Origin of the sequence: Micromonospora sp. NBS 11-29 (genome assembly GCF_002140155.1) — a bacterium.
Taxonomy (GTDB): domain Bacteria; phylum Actinomycetota; class Actinomycetes; order Mycobacteriales; family Micromonosporaceae; genus Micromonospora.
This window is the reverse complement of sequence record NZ_NAPR01000021.1, coordinates 255-21,703: the sequence shown is the minus strand read 5'-3', so window position 1 is coordinate 21,703 and position 21,449 is coordinate 255. Positions and strand designations below refer to the sequence as shown.

Annotated in this window: 17 protein-coding genes, 2 tRNA genes, 1 other RNA gene and 1 pseudogene; 11 read left to right on the top strand and 10 right to left on the bottom strand. The window is 72.3% G+C overall.

Going from position 1 to position 21,449, the window contains the following annotated elements:
- Positions 1–31: 31 nt before the first annotated feature.
- Together B1205_RS23285 and ffs are read right to left on the bottom strand one after the other, a co-directional pair.
- A pseudogene (locus B1205_RS23285) lies at positions 32–3,081 on the bottom strand (DNA polymerase III subunit gamma and tau).
- A gap of 187 nt (positions 3,082–3,268) precedes the next feature.
- Positions 3,269–3,358, bottom strand: an RNA gene (gene ffs, locus B1205_RS23280) — signal recognition particle sRNA small type.
- Between the two features lie 81 nt (positions 3,359–3,439).
- Here ffs and B1205_RS23275 point away from each other — a divergent pair.
- From B1205_RS23275 to B1205_RS23255, 5 genes are all read left to right on the top strand, one after another.
- A tRNA-Ser gene (locus B1205_RS23275) sits at positions 3,440–3,524 on the top strand.
- A gap of 287 nt (positions 3,525–3,811) precedes the next feature.
- Positions 3,812–5,590, top strand: a complete 1,779-nt coding sequence (locus B1205_RS23270) for a glycosyl hydrolase (RefSeq protein ID WP_089157551.1) — start codon at positions 3,812–3,814, stop codon at positions 5,588–5,590.
- 135 nt (positions 5,591–5,725) lie between these two features.
- Positions 5,726–6,340, top strand: coding sequence for a hypothetical protein (locus B1205_RS23265; RefSeq protein ID WP_089157550.1), 615 nt, complete (start codon positions 5,726–5,728; stop codon positions 6,338–6,340).
- Positions 6,337–6,867, top strand: a complete 531-nt coding sequence (locus tag B1205_RS23260; RefSeq protein WP_089157549.1) for a hypothetical protein — start codon at positions 6,337–6,339, stop codon at positions 6,865–6,867. Before B1205_RS23265 ends, B1205_RS23260 begins: the two co-directional genes overlap by 4 nt.
- A 104-nt stretch (positions 6,868–6,971) precedes the next feature.
- Positions 6,972–8,597: a hypothetical protein gene (locus B1205_RS23255; protein WP_089157548.1), complete on the top strand. Its 1,626-nt coding sequence runs from the start codon at positions 6,972–6,974 to the stop codon at positions 8,595–8,597.
- 59 nt (positions 8,598–8,656) lie between these two features.
- Here the strand turns inward: B1205_RS23255 and B1205_RS23250 are convergent.
- Positions 8,657–8,743: transfer RNA gene (locus B1205_RS23250), tRNA-Ser, on the bottom strand.
- Positions 8,744–8,818: 75 nt separating this feature from the next.
- Between B1205_RS23250 and deoD the strand changes: the two genes are divergently transcribed.
- Positions 8,819–9,526 carry a purine-nucleoside phosphorylase gene (gene deoD / locus B1205_RS23245; protein WP_089157547.1) on the top strand — a complete coding sequence of 236 codons (708 nt, stop codon included), beginning with the start codon at positions 8,819–8,821 and terminating at the stop codon, positions 9,524–9,526.
- 106 nt (positions 9,527–9,632) lie between these two features.
- Here the strand turns inward: deoD and B1205_RS23240 are convergent, their stop codons facing one another.
- The 4 genes from B1205_RS23240 to B1205_RS23230 all read right to left on the bottom strand — a co-directional run bounded on the left by B1205_RS23240 (position 9,633) and on the right by B1205_RS23230 (position 11,510).
- Positions 9,633–10,157, bottom strand: a complete 525-nt coding sequence (locus tag B1205_RS23240) for a nucleoside deaminase (protein WP_369597313.1) — start codon at positions 10,155–10,157, stop codon at positions 9,633–9,635.
- Between the two features lie 67 nt (positions 10,158–10,224).
- Positions 10,225–10,749, bottom strand: a complete 525-nt coding sequence (locus tag B1205_RS23235) for a tRNA adenosine deaminase-associated protein (protein ID WP_089157545.1) — start codon at positions 10,747–10,749, stop codon at positions 10,225–10,227.
- Positions 10,750–10,871: 122 nt separating this feature from the next.
- Complete coding sequence (locus B1205_RS30015; protein ID WP_176308758.1) at positions 10,872–11,042, bottom strand: hypothetical protein; 171 nt, start codon at positions 11,040–11,042, stop codon at positions 10,872–10,874.
- Positions 11,043–11,114: 72 nt separating this feature from the next.
- Complete coding sequence (locus B1205_RS23230) at positions 11,115–11,510, bottom strand: hypothetical protein (RefSeq protein WP_441338547.1); 396 nt, start codon at positions 11,508–11,510, stop codon at positions 11,115–11,117.
- A 108-nt stretch (positions 11,511–11,618) separates the two neighbouring features.
- On the opposite strand from B1205_RS23230, the gene B1205_RS23225 reads away from it, so the two are divergent.
- The 4 genes from B1205_RS23225 to B1205_RS23210 are packed head-to-tail and all read left to right on the top strand — an operon-like array spanning position 11,619 to position 15,884.
- Positions 11,619–12,359: a M23 family metallopeptidase gene (locus tag B1205_RS23225; protein ID WP_089157544.1), complete on the top strand. Its 741-nt coding sequence runs from the start codon at positions 11,619–11,621 to the stop codon at positions 12,357–12,359.
- A 56-nt stretch (positions 12,360–12,415) separates the two neighbouring features.
- A complete protein-coding gene (locus B1205_RS23220) occupies positions 12,416–13,486 on the top strand; it encodes a PHP domain-containing protein (protein ID WP_089157543.1) in 1,071 nt (356 codons plus the stop codon).
- Between the two features lie 51 nt (positions 13,487–13,537).
- The gene (locus B1205_RS23215) at positions 13,538–14,161 is read left to right on the top strand and encodes a Uma2 family endonuclease (RefSeq protein WP_140158130.1); all 624 of its coding nucleotides are present in this window, start codon (positions 13,538–13,540) and stop codon (positions 14,159–14,161) included.
- A 52-nt stretch (positions 14,162–14,213) separates the two neighbouring features.
- Positions 14,214–15,884 (top strand): DUF885 domain-containing protein, encoded by a 1,671-nt coding sequence (locus B1205_RS23210; protein ID WP_089157541.1) that lies wholly within the window; start codon positions 14,214–14,216, stop codon positions 15,882–15,884.
- Positions 15,885–15,943: 59 nt separating this feature from the next.
- Here B1205_RS23210 and B1205_RS23205 read toward each other — a convergent pair whose 3' ends face one another.
- Together B1205_RS23205 and B1205_RS23200 are read right to left on the bottom strand one after the other, a co-directional pair.
- Positions 15,944–17,464 (bottom strand): DUF6114 domain-containing protein, encoded by a 1,521-nt coding sequence (locus tag B1205_RS23205; protein ID WP_089157540.1) that lies wholly within the window; start codon positions 17,462–17,464, stop codon positions 15,944–15,946.
- A 48-nt stretch (positions 17,465–17,512) separates the two neighbouring features.
- Complete coding sequence (locus B1205_RS23200; protein WP_089157636.1) at positions 17,513–18,064, bottom strand: DUF6230 family protein; 552 nt, start codon at positions 18,062–18,064, stop codon at positions 17,513–17,515.
- 595 nt (positions 18,065–18,659) lie between these two features.
- Between B1205_RS23200 and B1205_RS23195 the strand changes: the two genes are divergently transcribed.
- The gene (locus B1205_RS23195) at positions 18,660–20,471 is read left to right on the top strand and encodes a VanW family protein (protein WP_176308757.1); all 1,812 of its coding nucleotides are present in this window, start codon (positions 18,660–18,662) and stop codon (positions 20,469–20,471) included.
- 72 nt (positions 20,472–20,543) lie between these two features.
- On the opposite strand, the gene B1205_RS23190 is transcribed toward B1205_RS23195, so the two are convergent.
- The gene (locus tag B1205_RS23190; RefSeq protein ID WP_089157538.1) at positions 20,544–21,170 is read right to left on the bottom strand and encodes an NADPH-dependent F420 reductase; all 627 of its coding nucleotides are present in this window, start codon (positions 21,168–21,170) and stop codon (positions 20,544–20,546) included.
- Between the last annotated feature and the right edge of the window lie 279 nt (positions 21,171–21,449).

Below are 21,449 nucleotides of genomic sequence, written 5' to 3'. Positions count from 1 at the left end.
ACGGCGCCGCTGAATCGCGGTCGACCCGCGCTCAGCGCGCGTCCACCTCGTTGATCTTCTCGGCCCCGAACGCCTCACGCAGCAACGCCACCGCCTGCTCCTCGCTGGACTGCCGGGCGGTCCGCTCGTCGACGACCTCGTCCAACGGCTCATCGCCCGGGTCGAAGCCCTCGTAGGCGGGAGTCGCCGGCGTCGCCGGCCGCTGACCGGGCCGGAGCGGCCCGTCGAAATCCGGGTCGTAGGGCGGCTCGCCGGCCCACTCGGCGTCCGCCGTCTGCCGCGCCGACTGGGCCGCACGCGGCCCCTTGCCGGGACCACCGCCCGCCGCGGCCGCCGCCGCAGCCGCACGCGCCGCCGCGATCGCGCTGTTCTTCGGCCCACCCGCCGCCGACCTCGGAGGCCCACCGGCCGCAGCCGGCACCGTCGCGGGCGCGGCCGGCGCGGGTACGACCACAGCCGCGGTCGCGGTCGCCGTGCCCCCGCCCGGACGTGCCGCCGCCGGCCAGTCCTCCCCGTCGCCGGTGCTCGCCGCCGAGGCCGAACCGGCCGCCGCGCCACCGGGCCGGACCGGCTCCGGCCAGTCCTCCTCGTCGGCTGGCGCGACCGGACCGGCCGATGCCGGCCGGGAGGCGCCGCCGGGTGAGCCGGCATCGCCCCCGGCCCGGCTCGCCTGTACCCCGGCTCCTCGGTTCCCGATGGCTGGGGTGGACGCTGGCTGTCCCTGGGTCCCGCCGGACGCCGTGGATGTCGAGGGCCCGACGCCACCCGAGTCCGCCGGCCCGGCGTCGACCGCGGCCGAGTGGGAGAGATCCGAGGCCCCGCCGTCGGCGCGTGCGTGAACGGTGCCGGCCGCACCGGAGAACGAGCGTCCGTAACCGGCGTCAGCCGTGCCCGCATCCGGGCTGACGCGACCCGCGTCGGTCGCATCGAAGTCCGGACGGCCGTGAGCGGTGCCCGCCGCTCCGGGGTCCGGGCGACCGGGCGCGGTGCCGGACGCCTGCCCCGTCGGGGCGACCGCCGAACGGGCCGGGGCGCTGTCGGACGGGCTGCGGACCGGTGCGGCGTCGGCCTGCGCGCGGCCCGCTCCGGACGGGCGGGACGGCCCACCGAGCGAGGCGGCGCCGCGCTCGCCGGCCACCTCGCAGCGGATCTGCCAGCGACCGCCGAACTCCTCGTAGAGCGCGTCGGTCAGCACGGCCGCGTGGTCCGCCATCATCTTCGCCAGCACCGTCGACTTCACGGTCAGCACCAGCGTGTCACCGTCCAGGTCCCGCACCACCGCATCACGCATCAGGGCGGCGATCCGCTTGTTGCTCCGGTTCACCTTGCCGACCACCTCGGGCCAGACCCGGCGCACCGCGACCGCGTCGAGCGCGCCGGGGTTGCCCGCCCCCGGGCGGGGCGGCTCGGGCGTGGCCGGGTCGGGCATCACCGCGGACGGCGGTACCGGGCGACGGGCGGGCGCGGCGGCCGGGCCGGAAGCCGGCGAGGCAGCGACCGGGCCGGGAGCCGTCGGGTCGACGGCGACCCGCTCGGAGGCCGTCGACCCGGGGAGACCGTTCTGGGCGCCGGGGCGGGTCCCAGCGTCCGGGGCGGGGGGGACCGCACTGTCCGGACCGCGATGAGCCCCGGTTTCCGGGCCCGAACGAGATCCGGTGTCCGCGCCGGGGCGCATTCCGTCGTTCGAGGCGGCGGTCGGTTCCGTCACCGCCGAGGCGGAACGCGGGCCGGACGCCATGACGGCCGGGCCGGATCCGGCGGCCGCACCGGCCGGGGCGGGACGGGGACCGGTCGCGGCACCGCGGGAGCCCGCTGCCGCGGCGGCAGCGGCGCGGGCGGCGGCCGCGCCGGTCGGGGCACCGGCAGCCGCCGGCGTGCCGGCGGTGTCCGGGTGGACCGCGGCGGCAGCCGCGCCCGGGGCGGGAGCGGCCGGGCGTACCTCCTGGGTCTGGGTGGTGGGCGGCTCGGTGCCGCCCAGGGTGAGCCGGCGTTCCATCCGCTCCAGGCGCTGGAGCAGGGCGCCGGACGCGTCGTCGATGCCGGGCAGGAGCATCCGGGCGCAGATCAGCTCCAGCAGCAGCCGGGGCGCGGTGGTGCCGCGCATCTCCACCAGGCCGTTGTGCACGATGTCGGCGCAGCGGGACAGCGTGGCCGGGCCGAGCCGCTGGGCCTGGGCGGCCATCCGCTCGATCTGATCGGCCGGGCCGTCGATGAGGCCCTTGGCGGCGGCGTCCGGCACCTGCTGGAGCACGATCAGGTCACGCAGCCGTTCCAGCAGGTCGGAGGCGAAGCGACGCGGGTCGTGCCCGGCCTCCGCGACCCGGTCGACCGTCGCGTACGCGGCCGCGCCGTCCCCGGCGGCCAGCGCGTCGCACATCTCGTCGATCAGCGCGGAGTNCCGGCGATGAGCTGGTCGAGCACGGAGAGGCTGTCCCGGGCGCTGCCGCCACCGGCGCGCACCACCAGCGGGAAGACCGCCGGCTCGACCTTGACGCCCTCGGCCTCGGTCAGCTGCTCCAGGTAGGGCCTGAGCACCTTCGGCGGGATCAGCCGGAACGGGTAGTGGTGGGTCCGCGACTTGATCGTGCCGAGGACCTTCTCCGGCTCGGTGGTGGCGAAGATGAACTTGACGTACTCCGGGGGCTCCTCGACCAGCTTGAGCAGGGCGTTGAAGCCGGCCGACGAGACCATGTGCGCCTCGTCGATGACGTAGATCTTGAAACGGCTGTGGGCCGGCGCGAAGAACGCCTTCTCGCGCAGCTCGCGGGCGTCGTCGACACCACCGTGGCTGGCCGCGTCGATCTCGATGACGTCGATCGAGCCGGCGCCGTCGGTGGCCAACGACCGGCACGACTCGCACTGCCCGCACGGCTCGGGCGTCGGCCCCTGCTCGCAGTTGAGCGAGCGGGCCAGGATCCGGGCGCTGGACGTCTTGCCGCAGCCACGGGGGCCGGAGAAGAGGTACGCGTGGTTCAGCCGGCCGCTGCGCAGCGCCTGCGACAACGGCTCGGTGACGTGTTCCTGGCCGATGACCTCGGCGAACGTACGGGGCCGGTACTTGCGGTAAAGGGCCAGTGCCACCCGTCCCGCCTCCTCTCGACCGAGCCATTCTGCGCCGGTCGGCCCCCGGTGACCACCCACCACCCCGTGACTCGGCCCGCATCGCGCCTTGATCCAGGTGCCTTGATCCACTCCAGCTCGCCGACGTTGCGGCATCGGAGGGGCCGGGACACCTCCACCTCGCCGAACCGGCGGCAGGGGAGAAAAGAAAGGCCTCCCGTGCACCCGGCAGAGCTCGCTTATCCTTGCTGCCTTCCGGCCCTGGGGAGGTTCACGAGGTACCGCCGCACGGGAGGTGCCGCCAAGCCTACCCGAAGCCGTGTGGATCTTCCGGGAGGGTGGGGTGGCCCGTCGCCGTGGGACCTGTATCCTGGCTCGCGGAGGATTCGCCTAGAGGCCTAGGGCGCACGCTTGGAAAGCGTGTTGGGTTTACACCCTCACGAGTTCGAATCTCGTATCCTCCGCTCGCTCGAGCAGCACGAACGACAGGGCCGGCCCAGTGGGCCGGCCCTTCCTCGTCTCTGCGGTCGCCTGATCTCGCATGTTGTCGTTGTCGACCAAGGACGGGTTCTTGACCGGTTCATTGAGTCTGTCTGCACATCAAGGAGGATCCATGGCTTGACATAGTTAACCGGTTAAGTGGACCATTCTGAAACAACCTCGCCGGGTCGGCCGCCGGAAGGGCAGCCGTGGTCCGACCCGTCCGGGCGGCGAGGGCTCCCCGCAACCACCACCCGTACGGGAGTTCCTCATGATCCAACGCACCCGCACGCGGGCGTGCCTGGCCGGGGCGGCGGCAGCCGTCACCGCCCTGGCCACCGCCCTCGTCGTCACCACACCACCCGCCCAGGCCGCCGCCGGCGCCTGCTCGGTCACCTGGCAGGTCACCAACGTCTGGGGCGGCGGTGCCACCACCAACGTCACGATCACCAACACCGGCGCCGCCGTCACCGGCTGGACGCTGGGCTGGACGTTCTCCGGCAACCAGGTGATCGGCGACATCTGGAACGCGACGAAGACGCAGTCCGGCGCGAACGCCACCGCCACCAATGTCTCCTACAACGCGAGCATCCCGGCCGGCGGCACGGTCGGCTTCGGCTTCAACGTCACCTACACCGGGTCGAACCCGACTCCCACCGCGTTCACGCTCAACGGCGCGAGCTGCGGCGACACCACGCCGCCCAGCCCGACCGGGAGCCCGACGCCGAGCCCGACCGCAAGCCCGAGCCCGAGCCCTACGGTGGACCCGAACCCGACCACCACCCCCACCGGCAACCTGGCGTTGAACCGGCCGGTCACCGCCTCGTCGACGGAGAGCCCGAACGCCGCCGCCCAGGCGGTTGACGGCAACGGCGGCACCCGCTGGTCCAGCCTCTACGCCGACCCGCAGTGGTTCCAGGTCGACCTGGGCGCCACGTACCCGATCAACACGGTGCGGCTGCGCTGGGAGGCCGCCTACGGCAAGGCGTACCAGATCCAGACCTCGACGGACGGCACCACCTGGACCCCGGTGTTCAGCACCACGACGGGCGACGGCGGCACCGACGACGTGACGCCGGCCGGCGCGAGCGGCCGGTACGTGCGGATGTCCGGCACCGCGCGCGGCACCGCCTGGGGTTACTCGCTCTACGAGTTCGAGGTGTACGCGGTGAAGCCGCCCACCCCGCCGGGCCCGGACTGCGGCCAGGCCCCGGCCGACCCGCAGGCGAACTCGAAGGCCCGCAACCTGATCTGCTACCTGCGCACGCACACCTACGTCAGCGGCCAGACCGACCTGCCGGACGCGGACAAGGTGCAGCAGTTGACCGGCCGCTACCCGGCGATCGTGGCGTTCGACTTCATGGAGTACACCCGGGGCAGCATCCAGACCCAGCAGGTCATCGACTGGGCGAAGGCGCGCAAGGGCATCGTGGCGTTCCAGTGGCACTGGTACTGCCCGCGCGGCGGCAACTACTCCGCGCCGTGCGACTTCCAGCCCGACCTGTCCAACCCGTCGTCGAAGCTCTACCAGGACATCGACCTGGTGGTGCGGGAGTTGAAGAAGATGGGCGACGCCGGCGTGCCGGTGCTGTTCCGCCCGTTGCACGAGGCGAACAACAACTACATGTGGTGGGCGAAGAAGGGCCAGGACGCGTACAAGCAGCTCTGGCGGCTGATCTACCAGCGGGCGCAGCTCGCCGGCGCGCACAACATCGTCTGGGTGTTCAACGGGATGGCCAGCGGCCAGGGCACCTCGCTGGCGTCCTGGTACCCGGGTGACGGCTACGTCGACCTGGTCACCTCGGACTACTTCCAGAGCAGCAGCGACTTCGCCACCACGAAGGCGGTCAGCGGAGCCAAGACCACCGGCGTGGCGGAGACGTTCAGCCCGCTCAACCCCAACTCCGACCCGGCGTGGCCGTACTACGTGGTCTGGGCGTCGCGGGACTGGAACGGCAGCGGCAAGGACGTGGCCGGGCTGTGGCGTACCGCGATGGCCAACCCGAGGACCATCTCGATCGACCAGCTCCCCGACATGTCCGCGTGGTGACGACCTGACCGGCAGGGGGCCGGCCGTCGCGGTCCGGCCCCCTGATCCTCGGTGATGCGCGTGCTTCGCCACGCCCTCATCCACCGGCTGTGGTGTGATGTTCCCGCCACAGCCGGTGGATGCCGAGAGGACCGGATGAGTTACCAGCTCAGCGCCGTGGTCGCCGACGTCGAGCTGCTGCGCGAGCAGACCGCCGACCTGGACCACGCGGTGCTCGCCGCGCTCCGCCAGGACTTCGCGCTGCTGCCGGTCACCCCGCAGCTCGTCGAGGAGCTGACCGGCGGCCTGCCGGACTTCGCCGCCGACGAGCCGTGCGCCGAGCGTCCGTTCGAGCTGGTCCTCTCGCCGCCGCTGGCGGAGCTGCTGGCCCGCTGGTCGAGGGGCGGTCCGGTGGCGTACCTGGAGGCGGAGTTCGCGGGCGGGCTGGGCCATCAGGCGGCGGTGGTCTGGTTGGGCGGCGAGGTGAGCTGGGGGCCGCGCTACGACGGCGCGCTGGACCGGCCTCGCACCGAATGGCCGATCAACACCGCGTTGGCCCGGCTGGGTGTCGAGCCGGGTGCGTGGCTCGACCCGTTCGCCGAGCTGGGCCTGCACCTGGAGCGCGACACGGCCGGTTGGCTGGCGCACGGCCGGCGCGGGCTGTCCGCCGACTACTGGGACGAGTTGGCCGAGGAATGGGAATCGCGCCAATCCGGCCCGCACCAGCAACCTCTTCGCCCCGGTCCCGTTGGGGACTGGGGGATCGCATGAAATTACGACAATTCGGCTTTATCGCCGCACTGCTCACTGCCGCTTCCGTCGCCGGGAGCGGCGTCCGTCCACAGGGGCCGGACATACCGGCCCGGCCGGTCGGCGCCGCCGAGGTGGTCAGCCTGAGCGGCCTGCGCAACGCGGAGTTCGGCGCGACCGAGGAGGACCTGACCCGGCGCGGCCTGCTGCGTACCGACGAGGAGGCCTGCGGGCCGACGCTGGCCGGCCACGGCTCGGTCAGCCCGATCTTCGTCGACGACCGGCTCGTCCTGCTCTGGCTCGACGACCCGATGAGCACACCGGAGGGGATCAGCGCCGGCACCCCGGTCACCGCGGTACGCGCCGCGTACCCCGGGGTCAGCCCGCTGCCGGCGCCGCCCGGCAGCCACCGCTTCGCCGGGCTGCTCGCCCGCGACGGCGACCGCGCGTACCTGTTCCTGCACGACGGCGTCACCGTCCGGAAGATCATCGCCGGGTACGCGGACTGGGCCCGCCGCCTCTTCGACGAGGGCTACGGCCCCTGCTGACGGCGGACTCCCGCACCGGTTTGCCGGCGGGCAGGCCGGGTACTCGCCCGCCGGTCATGCGGCCACCGCGTCGCCGGTCGTCGATCGTGTTGAGGGAGGCCGCCGTGGCTCCGGACGAGACGGCCGACGACCCCGCCTCGATCGCCGGTCTGCTGCGCAGTTACGACCGCGCCCGCGTCGGCGCGGCGACGCTGCGGCCGGCGGTGTTGACCCGGAGCCGGCCGTGCGTGTGGTGGTCCCTGCCGCTTCCCCGGCCGACGCTGCTGACCCGCTTCTACCTCAGCCGGCACATCGACCGCAGCCTCGGCGCGTTGGAACGTCGTTTCAACGCCCGGGAAGCCCTGGGCACCCTCGACGACGCCATGCGCCGGGATCGTGACCTGTGCGGCCTCTACCGCCGGTCGCTCCGCCTCCCCCGCCACCTGGTCGCCGCGCTCGTCTACGTGGTGCTCGCGCTCGTGTGCGCGCAGATCCTCGTGGTGAAGTCGAACGTCTTCGAGGAACTGTTCGCCAAGATCGTGTGGTTGCCGGACGTCGACCCGGTGAAGCCGGAGGAGGAACGCCTGACGCGCGAGGCCCTTCACCTGATCGCGAAGACCCTCAGCGGCAGCCCCGCCACGTCCGTCGACGTCGCCGAGAAGACCATGGAGATGAAGATCCCGACGGGGATCTTCCTCCTGGCCACGGTGATCCTCGTCGCCTACCTGGTCACCCGGATGCTCGTGCCGGCCTTCCGCCTGAAGCGGCAACTCCTGTGCCTCGCCGACCAGACCGAGTGGGGCGTACGGGACACGGCCGCAGGCTGGTTCGTCGACAAGTCGGTGGGGGCCTACACGCGGGAACGGGCCGTGTTCGGCAGCCTGCGGGCCCGCCCACCGAGGGAGTGGCCGATCGATCTGCTCATCCTGGCCGGGCCACCCCTGCTCCTGCTGGGCATCGCCTTCGGGTACGTCCGCTTCGCGGACGGCGACGCGTACCTGATCGCCCTGTCCGTCTGGTTCTTCGCCGCCTTCCTCCTGCGGACCTGGTGGCTGTACACCTGCGATCGGCAACGTAACGCGCCGCATCCCGCAGAACACTTCCAGCGCATTCCGCCGTACGTCGCCCGCGGCGACCGGGGCCGGCCGGTCGAAGGCCGGATCGTCCCGGGGGTGGCGGCGCTGCCGTTGCTCGCGGCGCTCCTCGTGCCGTTCCTCGACAACGTCGTGCCGAACCAGTGGATCCCGACCTTCGAGGACGAGCTGTTCACCGTGGCGCTCATCCTGGTCCCCGCGCTGACGCCCTGGCTGGTTGCCGGGTCCTGGCACCGGCTCAGCAGCACCACCAGGCGGATCGAGCAGGTGCGGCGGGCCGGCCGGGGGCCGCACCGCCGGGCCTGGGTCTCGACACTTCTCTTCGTCTCGATAGTGCTCTCGCCAGCTGTCGTCACGCGAGACGTCCGGCTCCTCGGCAGCCTGATGAACGATCGGACGCGACGACGCCAACTGCACCGGATGGGCGTCCTCGGCATCGTCGTATCGGTGATGCCCCTGGCGTTCTGGGTGGTGCTGGTCATCTTGACGGTGGGCCCGGACACCGCTCCGACCGGCGTCTACGCGTTGTTGCCGGTGACCGCCACGCTCGTGGTGTTCGGCTACGGAACGCTGCTGGGAGCCGTCCAGTGGGCCCACAACCTCTTGATTCCGGACTGTTTCGAGGTGACCGAGTTCGGCCGCTGCGCCGACTCCTGAAACGGAGAACGCCCGGTGCGATCCTCGCGGATCGACCGGGCGTTCTCGCTGTTCACGAGCGGTGGCGGCGGGATTTGAACCCGCGGAGGGCGTAAACCCTCACACGCTTTCGAGGCGTGCTCCTTAGGCCACTCGGACACGCCACCGCCGACGAGGGTACAGGACCGGCCGTCCGGACGCCGAACCGGTATCCCGCCGGCCGGCCTGGCAGGATCTTTGCCATGAGTACGCACATCGGCGCTGAGCCGGGAGAGATCGCCGAGCGGGTCCTGATGCCGGGCGACCCGCTGCGGGCCAAGTGGATCGCGGAGACCTACCTGGAGGAGGCCCGCTGCTACACGACGGTGCGCGGCATGTTGGGCTTCACCGGCCGGTGGAACGGCGTGGACGTCTCCGTCCAGGGCTCCGGCATGGGCATGCCGTCGGCCTCCATCTACGCCCACGAACTGATCAATGAGTACGGCGTGAAGTCGCTGATCCGGGTCGGTTCCTGCGGCGCCCTCACCGAGGACCTGCGACTGCGGGACGTGGTGGCGGCGATCGGCTCGTCCACCGACTCGAACATGAACCGGATGCGCTTCGACGGGCTGATCGACTACGCCCCGGTCGCCGACTTCGGGCTGCTGCGTACCTCGGTCGAGGTGGCCGAGCGGCGCGGCATCAGCATGCGGGTCGGCCCGATCCTGGCCGCGGACGCCTTCTACACCGACCGGCCGGACCTGTACGACACGCTCGCCGACTACGGCGTGCTGGCGGTGGAGATGGAGTCGGCGGCGCTCTACACGATCGCGGCCCGGTTCAAGGCCCGTGCGCTGACCATCCTGACCGTCAGCGACCACATCAAGACCGGTGAGAAGACCACGTCGCAGGAGCGTGAGCAGACCTTCGGGCAGATGGTCGAGATCGCCCTCGACACCATCACCGCCTGACTGACGCGTCTGCACCGTCCGCCCCCGCCACCGCCCGGTGCCGGGGGCGGCGGCGTGTTAACAAGGGGCCCCTCCTCTACCGGATGCGTTAAGAGGGGGCCCCTCCTTACCGGAAGAACGCGCGGAGCAACGTTGCGCTCTCCAGTTCGAGGACGCCGCCGTAGACTTCGGGGCGGTGCGGGAGGCGGCGGTCGCGCAGCACGTCCCAGAGCGACCCGACCGCGCCGGTCTTCGGCTCCCAGGCCCCGAACACCACGGTCGGCACCCGGGCCAGCGCGATCGCCCCGGCGCACATGACGCACGGCTCCAACGTCACCACCAGCGTGCAGCCGTCCAGCCGCCACCGGCCCAGCCGCTGCGCGGCCCGGCGCAGCGCCAGCACCTCGGCGTGCGCGGTCGGGTCGCCGGTCAGCTCCCGCTCGTTGCGCCCGATCGCCAACTCGGCGCCGTCGGGGCCGTAGAGCACCGCGCCGACCGGCACGTCGTCGGCGTCGGTCGACGCCTCGTCCGGGCCGGTCACCGCGACCTCCAGCGCCCGCCGCATCCACAGCTCGTGCCGCTGCCGGCGACCGACCGGGCCCGGGTCGGCCAGTCCGGCGTTGACCCCGGGGCCGGGTCGCGGCGGTCCCACCGTCTCCAGCGCCGGGTCGGTGGCGTCGGCCGGCTCGGCGGCGCCGGGTGTCACGGCCTCGCCGGGCTCAGACCTCACGCAACTCCTCGACCTCGTCCACGCAGCCGAGCACCTGGCAGATCTCGGCGGTGACGTCGGCCGGCATGTTGCCCTCGTGGGCGCAGAGCGCGAGCAGCTTCTGCGCCGGAATGCCCAGGTCGGCGAGGAGGTCGGCGTCGCCCACCGGGTCGGCCTCCGGGTCCACGGCCGGCTGCTCGGTCTCGTCGTCGCCGCCGGACGGGCGCGGCTCGTCGACCTCCTCCAGCCCGGTGACCGAGGTCTTCAGGTCGCCCACCAGCAACGCACCCAGCCGGGACTCCTCCGCGTACGCCGAGTCGGAGCCGAAGACCCGCAGGTCCTCCCCCTCGTCCAAGCGCAGGATCACCAGGTACGTGTCGTCCGCCTCGACGAAGAGCAGGGAGAGGTCGGCGTCCGGCTCGACGTCGCGCAGCCGGTCGGCGACCTCCTCGATGTCGGTGACGCCCCGCAGGCTCACCTCGTCGGCGGTCCAGCCGCCCTCGACGCGCGCCACGGCAGCAGCGAAGTACGACACGGTCCCCCCAAATTGGCCTCGGCAGCACGCCGACACGTCACGCGAAGCACGTTAACCGGTCGGGTCGGCGGGCGACCGGTCAACGCCCCGTAAGGGGCCGGCCGTTCCTGGAGAAAGTTCGGTCAGCCGGCGACGCGGCGGCGGGTGGCGATCAGCTCGCGCAGGCGTTCACTGCGCGCCCGTCGGGGGCGTTCCCGCAGTTGAACCGCACGGGCGCCGGCCAACTCGGCGAGGAGTTGCAGGCGACGTCGGCTCCGCTCGGGGTCGAGCCGAGGCGGTGTGGTCCAGGCCATACCGCGAGCGTGACCCGTCACCGCGCGTACGTCAAGATGCTCTTCGCTACGCAGCGAAACCGGCACCTGAGGTCACCAGAGCGGCCAGTCGCCGGTCTGCGCCCAACGCACCGCGACCACCGCCGCGGCGATGCTCCAGCCGCCCGAGGTGACGATCGCCACCCCGGTCGCCACGCCGCGGTCGCCGAGCCGGACCAGCACCGCGGCGACCGCCCAGGCCACCCCACCGGCGAGCACCGTCCACCAGGCGTAGCCGGGCACATCGCGGCCGACCAGCCCGAACAGCAGCAGCCAGGCGAACGTGGCCACCGCGCCGAGCGCGACGCCGGCGCCGCCGACCGGGTGCGGCTCGCGGTAGCTGGGCCGCAACGGGCCGCCGGACGGGAAGAGCCCGGAGGGGGTACGCGGCGGCGGACGCAACGCCCCCGGCCCGGGCCCGTCGGGGCCACCCTGCCACCCGTTCGCCACTACCGGCCCCTTCCCTCGGACCACCACCCGACATCACGCACAGTCACCGGATGGTGTGACCCGGTCTCGGCGTTCGTCCCTACCGTAGTGGTCTGCCAGGATGACCGGATGCGCTCGCCATCGATCGGCCGCCGCGCGCGTGCGGCGTACCCGGTCCTGCTGCTCGTCGCGGCGCTGGCCGCCGGGTGCGGCCGGCCGGCCGCGCCCCCCGCCGACGCCTGGCGGGACCCGAGCCCGATGGTGACCGCGGCCCAGCCCACCGAACCGGCCGACCCGACGCCGTCGGCATCCGCCCCGGCGCCCACCCACACCGAGGTACGGCGCGTCTTCCCGGTCCGGGCCGGCAACGTCGACTACCACCCGACGCACGGTGGTTACCCGGGCACCGACCTGTTCGCGAACTGCGGAGAGCCGGTGGTGGCCGTCACCGACGGCGTGGTCCTGGAGGTGAGCCGGGTGGACCGGTTCGACAAGCGCGGGCCGCTCGGACCGTACAACGGCGGGCTCTCCGTCTCGCTGCTCGGCGACGACGGCGTGCGGTACTACGGCTCCCACCTGCGCGCGATCACCGCCGGTGTCGACGCCGGCGTCCGCGTCCGCGCCGGCCAGCAGCTCGGCGAGGTGGGCCGCACCGGCAACGCGAACAACGTGTGCCACCTGCACTTCGGGCTCTCCCCGAAGTGCACCGGCAGGGACGACTGGTGGATCCGCCGGGGCGTGGTCTGGCCGGCGCCCTACCTGAACTCGTGGCGCAAGGGCGGCAACCGGTCCCCGGCCGCCGAGGTCACCACCTGGCAGCGCCGGCACGGCTGCCCGACGTCGCCGGGTCGTTCCGGCGCGGCCGGCTGACCGACTCGCGACACGGGGGCGCACGACGGGCGTCGGGAGCGCGTAGGTTCCAGGGCATGACTGCCCGGGATCCCATCGCCGACCTGCGCCGGATCGCGTTCCTGCTGGAACGGGCGAACGAGGCCACCTACCGGGTCCGGGCGTTCCGGTCGGCGGCCGACGCGCTGGGCGCGCTGCCGGCCGGTGAGGTGACCGAGCGGGCGCGCACCGGCAAGCTGACCGAGTTGGCCGGTGTCGGCGACGTGACCGCCCGCTGCGTGGCCGAGTCGCTGGCCGGCGAGGAGCCGGTCTACCTGCGTCGCCTGCTGGCCACCGAGGGCACCGACCTGGGCGAGGAGGCGGCGAAGCTGCGGGACGCGCTGCGCGGCGACTGCCACACCCACTCGGACTGGTCCGACGGCGGCTCGCCGATCGAGGAGATGGCGCTGGCGGCGGTCGAGCTGGGCCACGAGTACCTGGTGCTCACCGACCACTCGCCGCGGCTCAAGGTGGCCCGGGGCCTCACCGCGGACCGGCTGCGGCGCCAGCTCGACCACGTCGCCGCCGTCAACGAGGCGCTGCCGACGGGCTTCCGCATCCTCACCGGCATCGAGGTCGACATCCTCGCCGACGGCTCGCTCGACCAGACCGACGAGCTGCTGGCCCGGCTGGACGTGGTGGTCGGCTCGGTGCACAGCGGCCTGAACGACGACCGGGCGAAGATGACCCGCCGAATGGTGACCGCGATCGCCAACCCGCACCTGGACATCCTCGGTCACTGCACCGGCCGGATGGTCTCGTCCCGCCCGGCGGGCGTGACCGGGCCGGGTGACCGGGGGCACCGGGCGCGTACCCGCAAGGAGAGCGACTTCGACCCGGACGCCGTCTTCGCCGCCTGCGCGGAGCACGACGTGGCTGTCGAGATCAACTCCCGGCCGGAGCGGCAGGACCCGCCGAAGCGGCTGATCCGCCGGGCCCTGGAGGCCGGCTGCCGGTTCGCGATCGACACCGACGCGCACGCCCCCGGGCAACTCGACTGGCAGCGTTTCGGCTGCGAGCGGGCCGCCCTCTGCGGCGTACCGGCGAACCGGGTGGTCAACACCTGGACGGCCGACCGCCTGCTGAAGTGGACGGGCGCCCGGGGCTGAGATCCGGTCAGCCGTGTCGACCACCACAGCAACCGCCTTACAGTGGAGCCGTTGACCCGTCGAGGAGGTGACAAGTCGATGGCCGCACCGCTGCGTTTCGATCCGCTCGTCGATTTCGACGGCATGTGGACCACCCGACTCGCCGATCGTTACCTCCCGTTGCGCGAGCTGCCGAATGCGCGCTACGAGTGCATCGACGGAAGGCTGGTCATGACCCCCGCCGAGACCGGCACCAACAGCTACGCCGAAGGTGAGCTGATCCATCTGCTCAAGCCCGCGGCGAAGGAGGCCGGCTACTACATCTTCGGGCAGGTGAACCTGACCTTCACCCCCGACCGGTGGATCCAGCCCGACATCACCGTCCTGCACACGCTGCCCGAGACCGACCAGGAGGACCGCTGGATCCCGGTGCGGCTGTGCACCATGGCGGTCGAGTTCGTGTCGCCGGGCAGCCGCCGTCAGGACTTCGTGGACAAGCCTCGGCGCTGCGCCGAAGCCGGGGTGCCGTACTTCATGCGGGTCCAGATCGCCCGCCAGATCCGGCACGTCGGGATCGAGTTCCTCACCCTTCATGACGGCGGCTACGTGCGCACGGCGGAGGTGGTCGGTGGCCAGCGGCTCACGCTGGACCTGCCGTTCCCGATCGACGTCGATCCGGCCCAGTTGCTGCCCTGAACACGACAAACACGGTCGACACCGGGGCCACCCGGTCACGTAGGGTCGCCCCGTGGGACGAATCGATGACCTCGCGAACCGCTACGTGGCCGAATGGGCCCCGCTGACCCCGACCGGTGCCACCTACGTCGGCATCGCCGGCTACGACGACCAGCTCGACGACCTCTCGCCCGACGGCTACGCGGCCCGCGCCGACCTGACCCGGCGCACGCTCGGCGAGCTGGACGTGACCGAGCCGGAGACCGAGGCGGAGCGGACCGCCAAGGAGGCGATGCAGGAACGCCTCGGTCTGGAACTCGCCCGCTACGAAACCGGCGAGACCACCAGCGAGGTCAGCGTCATCGAGAGCGGGCTGCACGAGGTCCGGATGGTCTTCGACCTGATGCCGACCGACGGCGAGCAGGCGCAGGCCGATGTGGCCGCCCGGCTCAACCGCTTCGCGTCGACGTTGGAGGGCTACAAGCGCACGTTGCGCGAGTCCGCCGCCGCCGGCCGGGTGAGTTCCCGGGCGCAGCTCGTCGAGGTGGCCAAGCAGTGCGACGGCTGGGTCGACCCGAACGGCGACAACTTCTTCCACGGCCTGGTCGAGCGCCTGGACGCGGACGGCACGCTCGGCGCCGAGCTGCGTCGGGGCGCCGCCGCCGCGACCGCGGCGACCGCCGAGTTCGGGCAGTTCCTCCGCACCGAGCTGGCGCCGGTGGGGCGGCCGAAGCAGGCCGCCGGCCGGGAGCGGTACGAACTGGCCTCCCAGTACTTCCTCGGCGCGAAGGTCGACCTGGACGAGACGTACGCCTGGGGTTTCGCGGAGTTGGCCCGCCTGGAGGCCGAGATGCGGACCGTCGCCGGGCAGATCGCCGGCCCGGGTGCCACCGTCGACGAGGCCGTCCGCGCGCTCGACGCCGACCCCGCGCGGACCGTCCGGGGCAAGGAGGCGTTCCGCGACTGGATGCAGGCGCTCGCCGACCGGGCGATCAGCGAGTTGCACGGCACCCACTTCGACATCCCGGAGCAGGTCCGTCGGATCGAGTGCCGCCTCGCGCCGACCAGCGACGGCGCCATCTACTACACCGGCCCGAGCGAGGACTTCTCCCGACCGGGGCGGATGTGGTGGGCGGTGCCGCCGGGCATCACCGAGTTCTCCACCTGGCGCGAGGTGACCACCGTCTACCACGAGGGCGTGCCGGGCCACCACCTCCAGGTCGCGCAGACCGCCGTCCGGACCGACCTGCTCAACCGGTGGCAGCGGTTGCTCTGCTGGGTGTCCGGGCACGGTGAGGGGTGGGCGCTCTACTCCGAGCGGTTGATGGACGAGCTGGGCTACCTGGCCGACCCGGGTGACCGGCTCGGCATGCTCGACGGTCAGGCACTGCGGGCCGCCCGGGTGATCGTCGACATCGGCATGCACCTGGAGCTGGAGATCCCGGCGGACAATCCATTCGGCTTCCACCCGGGCGAGCGGTGGACGCCGGAGCTGGGCTGGGAGTTCATGCGGGCGCACTGCCGGGTGCCGGACGAGACCCTGCGCTTCGAGCTGAACCGCTACCTGGGCTGGCCCGGGCAGGCCCCCTCCTACAAGGTGGGCGAGCGGATCTGGTTGCAGGCACGCGAGGAGGCGAAGGCCCGCAAGGGCGCCGACTTCGACCTGAAGGAGTTCCACCGCCAGGCGCTCGACCTGGGCGCGCTGGGCCTCGACCCGCTGCGCCGGGCGCTGGCGCGGATCTGAGGACGGCGACGGCCGGGAGCCGGAGGGACCTCCGACTCCCGGCCGTCTCGGCGCCGTGGTCAGGCCAGGTCGACCCGGAGCACCGGCTTCGCGGTGAGCGACTTCGAGTTCTCGTACGCCAGCTCCATCACCGGGTCGTCGAAGGTGATCGGGAGCGGCGACGTGATCGGGATGCCGTCCGGGAAGGGCAGGTCCGGCGTCAACGTGATCTTGATGCCGAGCAGGTGCCCGACGAACCGGGTGGCGTAGAACGCGACGTCGCCCTCGACCGTGAGCTGGTTGGTGACGTACCGCTGCTTCTTACCCGCCGGGCCGCTGGCCAGCAGCGTGAAGTCGTCCGTGACCGCCCTCTTCATGGTGAACTTCAGGCACTTCAGCGTGCCCTTGTGGGTGGGCAGGTCGACGACGCCCTCGAAGCGCAGCCCGGTCATGGTGACCTTGGAGCCGGTGAGTCGGGAGGGCGGATCGGCGACGAGCGGCTGGTCGGGGTCGGCGGCCAGCCTGGGCAGCGGCTTGCCCTCCTCGACCGGCTTCGGCTTGGTCGGGGCCGGGCCGTCGTCGCCGCAGTCGGCGTCCGGCTTCGCCGTGGGGGACGGCTTCGCGCTGCCGCTGGGCGCCGGTGTGGCGGTCCCGCTACGGGCGGGGGCGGGCGCCTCCGACGAGGGCGACGGCGACGGTTCCGCCTTCTTCTCCTCGTCGTCGCCGCCGGTGAACAGGTCGGTGATGCCGTCGACGAGGTCGGTCAGCAGGTTGCCGTCCGCGTCCTGGGTCGGTTCGGTCGGCTCGGCCGGGGCGGTGGTGCTCGGGCTGGCCGACGGGGACGCCGAGGCGGTCTTCGAGGTGGACGGGCGCGGGGCCGGCGCCGAGGCGGTCGGGCAGGCCGCCGGGGCGGCGACCGCCGGCCGCTGGTCCCGGACCGCCACCAGCCCGGCCGCGGAGACCGCGAGGACCAGCAGGATCGTGTACGCCCGGGGCGGGTGCCCCGGGCCGCGCGGCGCGTCCGGCTCGGTGGGTGCCGACTCCCGCAGCGGATTGCGCGGTTCCGGCAGCGTGTCGGTGAGGACGCCCGTGATGTCCTCCTCCCGCTGCCGGGGCAGCAGCTCGTCGACCAGCGCCGGCTCCGGCTCACCGACCGGCTCCGGTACCGGCTCGACGACCGGGTCCGCCGTGGTCGCGCGGGCGTCCGGTCGCGTACGGGGCACCCAGGCGAAGCCGAGCGCGCCGCCGACCATGCCCAGCAGCAGGCCGATGAAGAAGCCGCCGAGGTTGACGCCGATCAGCGAGTACAGCGCCGTGATGGAGGCGACCACCGCGTAGAACAGGCGCTGGGCCGGGCTGAACCAGAGCAGCATGCCGCAGGCCACGAGGATGGTCGGGATGAGCCAGGACAGGAAGCCGGTCGGCCCCATCTGGAAGGTCAGGCCGTTCAGGCTCATCTGCGTGGTGGCGAAGATCTCCAGGCCGGCCAGGGCGGTGAGGAGACCGCCCCAGAACGGCCGTGCCCGGCGCCACCGGCGGAAGCCACGCCACGCCTGGCCGAGCCGACCGGGCCGGGCCTGCTGCGTTTCGGCGGTTGTCACGTACTCCTCCTGNCGCGGAGGGCGCCCTCCGCGGGCCTCGACGTCAGATCAGAAGCATTCCTTGGCGTCCTTGCCCACGTTGACCTTCAGCTTCAGGCCGTTGAGGGTGAAGACGCCGGCGCTGGTGGAGCGGGCCACCTGCTGGAGCTTCGTGATGGTCACCGTGTCGGCGCTCTGCCCGAAGGAACCCGGCTGGCCCTTCTTCGGGTTGAGCTCGTTGGCGTCGCGGCCGATCTGGATGTTCTCGAACGTGGCGTCGCCCTCGAGCGAGTCCATGTCGATCAGCAGGTTGGTCGCGGTCGCCGGCTTGCCGCCGCCACCGGCGTTGATGGTGAGCACGATCGGTACGCCCGGGATGCTGGCGTTGACCGACTGGCAGAGGTCGTAGAGCTTGGCGTCGGCGATCTCGGAGACGGCCACCGGGTGCTGGGTGCCGTTCTTCTCCTCGGCGAGGCCGCCGTACTGCTTGAAACCGGTGCCCTCCAGCTTGGTGGCGCCGACCTTGAAGGTCTGGCCCGACACGGCGAACGAGGCCGCGATGGCGCCGTTGGCCATGCCCAGCACGATGCCGCCGGCCACGACCGTCGCCGGCACCATCATCGCGGCGAAGCGCCGCCAGCGGGTGCCGCCACCGGGCTGGTGGTTCTCCGATTCACTCACAAGGTCCTCCTCGACGGGGGGTGCGTCGCCGGACGCGGGACGCGACGCGGGACGGGAAGCTGCGGTGCGGCGCGGGTGTCGTCGTGCCGGACGGTCCGCGCGGTCGCGGATTGGATGCTCTCGCGAAGCGACGCACCTCACAACCCCCTTGCTACTGACGGGTAACACGGCGGGTGATATCAAGATCGGTCGTGGTTACCAACGGTTAACTTCCCGACGGCAAGGAGGTCGGGGCAAACCAGCGCCATTACGACAGGATCACCGGGAGGTTTCACCTGTGGTAGCCAAAGCCGGCAAACATCACAGTTCGATAACGGGGAGCTGGCAGGCCGCTGAGGGTGGACCACCGATCATCCGACCGGTCAGGCCGGGCCGCCGGTCCAGCCAGCCACCGCCGTACGCCGGCACCGGTTCCGCCCTCGGAGCCGCAGCCCGGCCGGAGGCTCCCGACCGGCCCGAGCGTTGGTTACCGTAGGTGTCTCCCGCGGGGGAAGCGGTCCCCGTGCGTGTCCTTCCGATCGAGGTTGCAGTGACGATGAACGGCGAGAAGATGCCGGACGCCGACGACCGACCCACCATCAAGGTGGCCGCGGTGAGCTGGCCCGGGGTCGAGCTGGAGCCGGTCGCCACACCGCCCACGGGTCCGGAGAAGCCGGCGCGAACCCGGCGCACCCGGCTGCTGCTGGCCGGCGGGATCACCGCCGCCGTGCTCGCCGCCGGGATCGGCGTCGGCGCCTACGCGTACGCCGGCGACGTGCCCCGCGGCACCACCGTGCTCGGCACCGAACTCGGCGGGCGGAGCAAGGCCGACGCGGCCCGGGCACTCCGCGCCGAACTCGAACGCCGCGCCGCCACGCTCAACGCCCCGATCGCACTGACCGTGGGCACCCGGAAGGCCGAGCTGAAGCCGGCCGACCTCGGGTTGGCGATCGACGTCGACGCCACGGTCGCAGCCGCGGCCGCCGCCGACGCGCACGCGGTGAGCCGCCTGGTCGGCTCCCGCACCGTCGATCCGGTGGTGACGGTCGACCCGGCGCGACTGGAAGCCGCGCTCCGCACGGCGATGGGCGACCAGGGCCGCGAGATGACCATGCCGGCCATCATCTGGACCGGCACCACCCCGAAGCCGGTCTACCCGAAGCCAGCGCTGACCGTGGACACCACCGCCGCGACGGAGGAGATCACCGCAGGCTGGCTCGCCGCCCGCCCGATCACCGTGCCGCTGGTCGAGAAGTGGCCGGCGACCACCCGTGCGGAGGTGGACCGACTCGTCGCCGAGCTGGCCCGACCGGCCGTCGCCGCGCCCGTCACGCTCACCACCGACGGTGGCTCCGTCACCATCCCGCCCGCCGCCATCGCCCGGTCGCTGCGCTTCTCCACCGACGACGCCGGCACCGTCACCCCCCGCGTCGACGTCAAGCGACTGCGTGCCGCGCTCGGCGACAAGCTGACGAAACTCGAAGTGGCACCGCGCGACGCTGGGCTCACCATCAGCGGCGGCAAGCCGAAGGTGGTGCCCAGCCGGGCCGGCCGCCAGGTCGACGCCGCCGCGCTCGGCCCGGCCCTGCTCGCAGTGCTGCCGAACGCCACCGGCCGCACCGTGACCGCCGAACTCAAGCCGGCCGCACCGGAACTGACCGAGGCCGCGCTCGCCGGCCTGGGCATCAAGGAGCGGGTCTCCAGTTTCACCACCCAGTTCACCGGCGGCCTCTCCTCCCCGCGCAGCCAGAACATCGTCCAGGCGGCGAAGGAGGTCGACGGCACGCTCGTGAAGCCGGGAGAGACGTTCTCGCTGAACGCCCACACCGGCGAGCGCGGCTACGACCAGGGCTACCAGGACGCGCCGACGATCGTGGGCGGCAAGTTGGTGCCGGGTGTGGGCGGCGGCGTCTCGCAGTTCACCACCACGATGTTCAACGCCACCTACTACGCCGGCCTTCAGGACGTCGAGCACAAGCCACACTCGTTCTACTTCAGCCGCTACCCGGCGGTGATCGAGTCGACCATCTACTGGCCGCAGCTCGACTTCAAGTTCCGCAACAACACGCCGTACGGCGTCCTCATCGACACCTCGTACACGAGCAGCACGATCACCGTGTCGATCTGGAGCACCAAGATCTACGACAGCGTGAAGACCGAGTACGGACCGCGCCGCAACATCACCCAGCCGAAGACCGTCTACCTCAAGCCCGGCCCCGACTGCATCGCCGCGGTCGGCAGCGTGGGGTTCGCGCAGGACGCCTACCGCGTCATGAAGAAGGACGGCAAGGTGGTCAAGCGGGAGAAGTTCAGTTGGCGCTACGACCCCGAGCCGCGCTTCATCTGCGCCCCGGATCCCGACGCCTGATCCCCCGGACACGGAGAGGCCCCGCCGGCTCACCACCAGCGGGGCCTCTTGCTGCCTTCGCACACGTCCTCGTCACGGCCGAGCCGTGGCCAACCCCTCCCGCACGCCGTCCGCGTCGCGGTCGGTGCCGTACACCGGGGTGTCCGGCTGTTGCCGCCAGCTCTCGTCCAGCGTGCCGGCATCGACCGGGTCGAATCCCAGTTCGTCCACCAGCCCCATGACGATCCGCTTGGCCTCCTCGTCGTCGCCAGCCACCGGCAGGCCGATCCGACCCGGCGTACCGGCCGGCTTCCCCTCGTCCATTAGATGCGCCGCCTGGATGGTGTTGAACACCTTTACCACCCGGGCACCCTTGAGATGGTCGGCGGTCCACCGGCTGGAGCTGAGGCTGCGATCCGTCAGCTCCGGGATGTCGCCGTCGCGCTCCGGATAGTAGTTGTTCGCGTCGACGACCAGCTTGCCGTCGAAGAGCGCCGCGGGCAGCTCCGGCACCGCCTTGAGCGGGATCGCGATGACCACCAGCTCGGCGCCCTGGACCGCCTCCTCCAGGTCGGCCGCCCGCGCCCCCGCCTCGGTGGCGAGGTCGGTCAGGCTCTCCGCGCCGCGGGAGTTCGTCACCGCGACGCCGTGGCCGAGTGAACTCAGACGACGGGTGAGGGTGCCCCCGATGTGCCCCGACCCGATGATTCCGATCTCCATGCCCACTCCTGTACCCCGTCCGGTCCGTCCCGATCGTGGACCGGGCGTACGCCACGTCACGTTTCCGAGTCCGCCCCACGGCGGGGGACGCGCGGGGCGGTCCCGGCTCGACGGTACGAGACGGGGCGGGTCGGCCGTGGTGATTCCGGGCGGTTCAGCCTCCTTCACCCTGCCCGCCCTTCTCGTCGGCGGGCACCCGTTCCGCGACGCGGTGGGTCGGTTTGCCGGTTCGCCGATGTGGGCGCATCCAGCGCCGCTGATCACGCCGTTTCCCCGAAC

Bases quoted from the DNA above. Each gene is read 5' to 3' on its own strand.
- B1205_RS23270 (WP_089157551.1), top strand. From the start codon at position 3,812: ATGATCCAACGCACCCGCACGCGGGCGTGCCTGGCCGGGGCGGCGGCA.
- B1205_RS23265 (WP_089157550.1), top strand. From the start codon at position 5,726: ATGAGTTACCAGCTCAGCGCCGTGGTCGCCGACGTCGAGCTGCTGCGC.
- B1205_RS23260 (WP_089157549.1), top strand. From the start codon at position 6,337: ATGAAATTACGACAATTCGGCTTTATCGCCGCACTGCTCACTGCCGCT.
- deoD (WP_089157547.1), top strand. From the start codon at position 8,819: ATGAGTACGCACATCGGCGCTGAGCCGGGAGAGATCGCCGAGCGGGTC.
- B1205_RS30015 (WP_176308758.1), bottom strand. From the start codon at position 11,042: ATGGCCTGGACCACACCGCCTCGGCTCGACCCCGAGCGGAGCCGACGT.
- B1205_RS23225 (WP_089157544.1), top strand. From the start codon at position 11,619: ATGCGCTCGCCATCGATCGGCCGCCGCGCGCGTGCGGCGTACCCGGTC.
- B1205_RS23220 (WP_089157543.1), top strand. From the start codon at position 12,416: ATGACTGCCCGGGATCCCATCGCCGACCTGCGCCGGATCGCGTTCCTG.
- B1205_RS23200 (WP_089157636.1), bottom strand. From the start codon at position 18,064: ATGATGGTGCCGGCGACGGTCGTGGCCGGCGGCATCGTGCTGGGCATG.
- B1205_RS23195 (WP_176308757.1), top strand. From the start codon at position 18,660: ATGAACGGCGAGAAGATGCCGGACGCCGACGACCGACCCACCATCAAG.
- B1205_RS23190 (WP_089157538.1), bottom strand. From the start codon at position 21,170: ATGGAGATCGGAATCATCGGGTCGGGGCACATCGGGGGCACCCTCACC.